The sequence below is a fragment of the Photorhabdus sp. RM71S genome (assembly GCF_042879355.1).
GTDB lineage: Bacteria > Pseudomonadota > Gammaproteobacteria > Enterobacterales > Enterobacteriaceae > Photorhabdus > Photorhabdus kayaii.
Genome location: NZ_JBHFKV010000047.1, coordinates 25,091 through 31,090 on the forward strand (window position 1 = coordinate 25,091; position 6,000 = coordinate 31,090).

Below are 6,000 nucleotides of genomic sequence, written 5' to 3' on the forward strand. Positions count from 1 at the left end.
AGCCCTATTTTTAGGAATAAAACTGATGTGTGGAATTGTTGGTGCAGTAGCACAACGAGATATTGCAGAAATCCTGATTGAAGGACTTCGTCGTTTGGAATACCGAGGTTACGACTCCGCCGGCTTGGCGGTTGTTGATAACGAAAAAAATATGTTTCGCCTGCGTGAAGTCGGTAAGGTACAAGTACTTGCTGATGAGGTTGGTAAGCAGCCAGTCCTTGGTGGGACAGGTATTGCTCATACCCGTTGGGCTACACACGGCGAACCAAACGAGAAAAATGCTCACCCGCATGTATCTGATTATATTGCTGTTGTTCACAACGGTATTATTGAAAACTATGAAGAATTACGCGTTCAATTAATTGCACTCGGTTATCAGTTTATCTCGGATACTGATACAGAAGTTATTGCCCACCTTGTTCATTGGGAACAAAAACAAGGTGGTACTTTGTTGGAAGCTATTCAACGAGTTATTCCTCGGTTGCGTGGTGCTTATGGTGCAGTCATCATGGATAGCCGTGATCCTGGAACAATAATTGCTGCAAGATCGGGTAGTCCTTTGGTTATAGGCCTAGGCGTTGGAGAAAACTTTCTGGCGTCTGATCAGTTGGCGCTATTGCCTGTTACTCGTCGTTTTATCTTCCTTGAGGAAGGGGATATTGCTGAAGTAACTCGCCGTACTGTACGTATTTTTAATGCTCAGAGCAAACCGGTTGAGCGGGAACAGATTGAATCCAATATTCAGTATGATGCTGGTGATAAAGGTGTCTACCGTCATTACATGCAAAAAGAGATCTATGAACAACCAATGGCGATTAAAAGCACTCTGGAAAGACGCTTGAGTCATGGGCAGGTAGATCTGTCTGAGCTTGGTCCTAACGCAGCTAAATTATTATCTAAAGTAGAGCATATTCAGATAGTTGCTTGTGGTACATCCTATAACGCAGGTATGGTTTCCCGTTATTGGTTTGAAGCATTGGCTGGTATTCCTTGTGATGTGGAAATTGCTTCTGAATTCCGTTACCGCAAATCAGCGCGCCGTTCAGGAAGCTTACTTATCACCTTGTCTCAATCGGGTGAAACCGCAGATACATTGGCAGCCCTGCGTTTATCTAAAGAACTTGGCTATCTCACATCGTTGACTGTCTGTAACGTAGCGGGTTCTTCTTTAGTACGTGAATCTGATTTTGCTCTGATGACCAAAGCCGGCGCAGAAATTGGTGTTGCTTCAACTAAGGCGTTTACAACTCAGCTGACGGTATTACTGATGCTGATGGCTTACCTTGGACGCTTGAAAGGTGTTGATGCAGAGCAGGAACAAGAAATTGTTCATGCATTACATGCACTGCCAAGCCGTATCGAAAGCATGTTATCGAAAGATAAAATTATTGAAGCGCTGGCGGAAGATTTTTCTGACAAACACCATGCTTTATTCCTTGGTCGTGGTGATCAATATCCGATTGCGGTTGAAGGCGCTCTGAAATTAAAAGAGATTTCTTATATCCATGCTGAAGCTTATGCTGCTGGTGAATTAAAACATGGCCCACTGGCACTGATTGATGCAGATATGCCGGTTATCATTGTAGCTCCGAACAATGAACTGCTAGAAAAACTGAAATCTAATATCGAAGAAGTACGTGCTCGTGGTGGATTGCTATATGTTTTTGCTGATCAGGACGCGGGTTTTACCGATAGTGAAGGAATGAAGATTATTCCATTGCCGCATGTTGAAGAGCTGATTGCACCAATATTTTATACAGTACCATTGCAATTGCTTTCCTATCATGTTGCTCTGATCAAAGGAACTGATGTTGATCAGCCTCGTAACTTGGCTAAGTCAGTGACTGTAGAATAATCGTTTTATAATAAGAAGTTGAAACAAGCCTCTGTACATTAAAAATACAGAGGCTTTTTTTTGAACTGAGAAAATTTATCATTATTTTTTTGCCGATAAAAATAAATCACGCCATTGTAATGTTATATTATGGCGAAATTTATGAAACCAGATATCCATCCAAACTATTGGGGAGTTGTATTTTAATACCTACTTTGCAATTGGCTGCGTGATTCCAGAAAAAATTCGGGCGTTTTATTGATAGAACTCTCAGCTTATAACTTCGGGTTTACTGTCCATATTTAATTTTACTTCTGATTATCTTGAAAATAACTGACCTAAACTTTGTTTGGGAATAGAGTTAGCATAGTTGAATTTAATATAAATAAAATTTATATTTTATGCAAAATGAAATCTCATAAATGCTTGTTGTATAGTATAAAATTAAATCTTCAATTGGTTGTTTTTGCTACAAATTTATCCTCCAAAATAGTTCATAATTTACTCTTATCAACACATTTTTTCATAAACCACAGTTCTGGTCATTTATTGGCACCTGAATATAGCCAATCTTCACCATATATACTCCTGCTTAGTGCCGATACGAAACTATTTTTTCGGAAATCTCACGGATTAGTGAGTTTTGAAAAATCTTGGTTTAGTGGAAACGGTGGATTTGGCGAAAAACGCTCTTCCTAAAGACTCAACTGAATCACTCATATCAGGTAATCACAATATTAAAACAGGTGGAAATTATTCCAGTTTGTCACTAACAAAAAGCGATGGTCGATATGTCTTCATAGAAACCACTTCTCATGAAGCAGATTCTTTTTGTGCAATAGGATATCGTGAGTCTGACTCCTCAAATATAAATGTTGTTCAACTCCCTCGAAAGAACGGCTATGTTGCAATAGCTAATGAACATTATTCTAAATCAGAGTCTGACAGTCGATTTATTCAATTGAATACGGATACAAAAACATCAGGTTATATATTAGCTAAAACTGCAAACTATTATGATGATCCTAATTCACGTCATTTGGGCCGTTCGGGATTTTTGAGGCCTAATGGAATTGATAATCTGGGGGCATTAGCAATTCATATAGCTCATCCTGACGTTGATAGCTCTCAGCACGCTCGCGGGCTTTCTTTCGGGTACGGGGGATATTCAGAAGCATTCAGCGTTTCTACTTACGCTTTCGATGAAAATGGTAACTTCAGGGGGAAACGTAAGATATTAACAGAGGATGATATCCTTGTTGGTATTCCGCTACCGTGGTCTAAACCAACCGCACCAGCAGGTTATCTTATTTGTAGTGGTCAGCAGTTTGACAAATCTATATACCCTAAATTAGGGGAAGCATATCCCTCTGGTGCACTCCCTGATCTACGCGGTGAATTTATTCGAGGTTGGGATAATGGGAGAAGTATTGATTCAGGGAGAGATATATTATCCCATCAGAATTCAACAAAGTTACCTAATCTTTACACCCATGCTGCCTCTGCAAATATAGGAGTATTGGTATCTCCTCCTATTAATCGTTTTTCAAGTAATTATCCATCAGAAATTATGGCTAGTGATTTTGAGGAAGCAGAATTCGGGAGCGGCCAATATTTTACGACCCAATTAAATCCTAACGGTGCAGTTTCATTATCTACATTTCGAGTACGCCCCCGTAATATCGCATTTAACTACATAGTGAGAGCAGCGTAATGACAACACAGAAACAAAAATATTCCCTAGAACCAGAAGCAGCAATATTGGGAAATAACGGATTAGCAATCAAGGCTGGTTGGTTGACAATCTACCATGCGGAACCTTATTCCAGAGAATTTATTGGCGCTAGACCAGAATATCTAATGGAAGGAGTGGGGCTTCCTGCCAATTCCTATCCAGATGCACCAAAACTTCCAGATTCTGATGATATGGCTGTTTGCCGTAGCGAAGATAAAAGTTGTTGGCAAATAGTACCTGATTACCGTGGAAAAACAGCTTATAACAAGCAGACACGAGCACAATATGAAATTACTGCTCTAGGTGAACTACCAGAATTTCTGACATTCAAGCAACCTGCCACTGATTTTGATAAATGGGATGGTAAAAAGTGGGTAATTGATAAAGCTGCTGTAAAAGACAATCAAATTGAACAGGCAGAGCAGTGGCGAGTAACACTGTTACAACAAGCAAACGAAACAGTCGCATTGCTACAACATGCAGTAGATACTGAGCTGGCTTCAGAAAAAGAAAAGCTATTGTTGCTAGATTGGAAAAAGTACTTTGTATTAATGAACCGGATTAATATTTCTTCAGCTCCAGATATTAACTGGCCTGAAAAACCAGAATAAAATAATACCGGCCTGTTTTTCAGGCCGTAGATTTAAGACTTATAAACAAAATTATAGATGTTTATCGTTTCTGAAACCATATCTTTACATCAGAATTATTAACAGATTTTTATTTTGTTCTTTCATAAAATGTCTCTGAATTTTTAAGTGAAAAATAAAAAATTAACTTCATAACTTTATATGCTATTGTAATTCAACCTCCAACACTATATTTAATATTTTATATCAGTCTATAAAAATCACTGAAATAATAGAAAAACTATAAAGAATCATTTTTCAGAAAGAATAACTGATAGCTTTAAAATCGGTGATATTACTTAGAGCAAATAATTTAAATAAATAAAAAATCATATAAATACCCAACCATGTTAGGTATTTATAAAAAGCGACATAAATGCATAATCAAATTAATGAATAATTACTATTTTTTATTACCATAAAAATGATTCATTTTATTCTGGTTGCTCTGGCCATTCAATATTTTTTGCCGTGGTATCCATTCGATTTAACGCGACGCGATATTTTTTCCACTCCATCAACATTGTTATTTCATTATCAGTAGCAATTCCTAAATCAATGGCATCTTGCAATGGTGCCATTTTAATTGAAGCTTGTTCTAATAAATAATATTGTTGGCGGTGATAGGTTTTATTTTTCTGTTCGATAATAGCCTGATGATATAATGCCTTAGCCTCTTGAGCACTGAAACCCATTGAGATTAATTGATGAGGTTCAGCTGGCACATTAACATATTCATAGCCATTTTTATCTACCAATCTATTTAATATTATCATATATCCTCATTATGGTTTTTTTTGATAAAGCGTGTCATATTCTAGGGAGTAAGGTATTGTATTATCAATATATTCTTCACCTAATAACGGATCATTGATGGCTAACGATTTCACCATCCACTTAATTTCTCTATTAAGGTCTGAATTTGACCACCGATATATTTCAACCTCTCCTTCTTCACGTGAATAATGAATTGGTTGGAAATTACTGGTCACAAAATAGGTTAAACCACCACGTAAATAACAACCACTGTAAACATAACAACCTACAACATCACCAGATTTAACATCACCATAGAGAGGATATTTACCATCGACGGGTCTGGCGATGCTTATCATGGTGTAGCGGATCGCTTTTATTGTTTTACGATAGGTTTGATTTATGCGTTTAATATTTAAATATTGTGCATCACCACCCCACCGATGCTCTCCGCCTTCTATTTGTGTAAGTAATCCGGCTACATGTGTCACGCCCTCCCCGAATGGTTTTTTTTCTGCATCATATGGATAGGGCCTATGAAGCGTTAACCAAGAATTCGCTCCGACATTTGGTGGGAAGTCCCACCAAATCGGATAATAGCGTTCAGTACTCAGTCCAGTAAGATCAATCGTGGTGGTATAGCGTGGTTCACCCTGAATATCCGACGCAGTGGGTTTATTGAGCGTGTTATATTCTTGGGCCCAAGGTGTCCATGGTAAATTGTGATATTGGCTGCGTGTATATACCCGGCTGCTGTTATAAACAAAATAACGCTGAATGATCCCAGCAGCCTGTAAAACGACAAGTGAACCGGCAAGTGGTTCAGGATAGTTAGCACCATTTTGAGCGTAAATATTGTAATCTTGGTAATAAATCCCTGGTATTTTATAGTTATCCAAATTTGCCTGATCACCCAAATAAACCGCCTGCTCACTAAAGATATCCTGAGAAGTAATATTGATATCTTCAGATAGGATTTTTCCATTCACTTTCCGGTTGTTTGGAACTGCACCCTTAGCCAAATCCACCGTTTCCACTAAACCAAG

Annotated in this window: 5 protein-coding genes; 3 read left to right on the forward strand and 2 right to left on the reverse strand. The window is 38.1% G+C overall.

The window, feature by feature from the left end:
• Positions 1–25 precede the first annotated feature (25 nt).
• The 3 genes from glmS (at position 26) to ACGF5R_RS19460 (ending at position 4,180) form a co-directional block, all read left to right on the forward strand.
• On the forward strand, positions 26–1,855 hold the full coding sequence (gene glmS / locus ACGF5R_RS19450) for a glutamine--fructose-6-phosphate transaminase (isomerizing) (protein ID WP_387692280.1): 1,830 nt from the start codon (positions 26–28) through the stop codon (positions 1,853–1,855).
• 622 nt (positions 1,856–2,477) lie between these two features.
• Entirely contained in the window at positions 2,478–3,548 is a 1,071-nt protein-coding gene (locus ACGF5R_RS19455; RefSeq protein WP_387692283.1) for a phage tail protein, read from the forward strand.
• Positions 3,548–4,180 carry a tail fiber assembly protein gene (locus ACGF5R_RS19460; RefSeq protein ID WP_387692285.1) on the forward strand — a complete coding sequence of 211 codons (633 nt, stop codon included), beginning with the start codon at positions 3,548–3,550 and terminating at the stop codon, positions 4,178–4,180. The genes ACGF5R_RS19455 and ACGF5R_RS19460 overlap by 1 nt, the downstream gene beginning before the upstream one ends.
• Before the next feature lie 452 nt (positions 4,181–4,632).
• Here ACGF5R_RS19460 and ACGF5R_RS19465 read toward each other — a convergent pair whose 3' ends face one another.
• Together ACGF5R_RS19465 and ACGF5R_RS19470 are read right to left on the reverse strand one after the other, a co-directional pair.
• Positions 4,633–4,974, reverse strand: a complete 342-nt coding sequence (locus ACGF5R_RS19465) for a tail fiber assembly protein (RefSeq protein ID WP_112878695.1) — start codon at positions 4,972–4,974, stop codon at positions 4,633–4,635.
• A gap of 9 nt (positions 4,975–4,983) precedes the next feature.
• Positions 4,984–6,000: pyocin knob domain-containing protein (locus tag ACGF5R_RS19470; RefSeq protein WP_240000911.1), on the reverse strand; the 1,017-nt coding region annotated here is incomplete at its 5' end.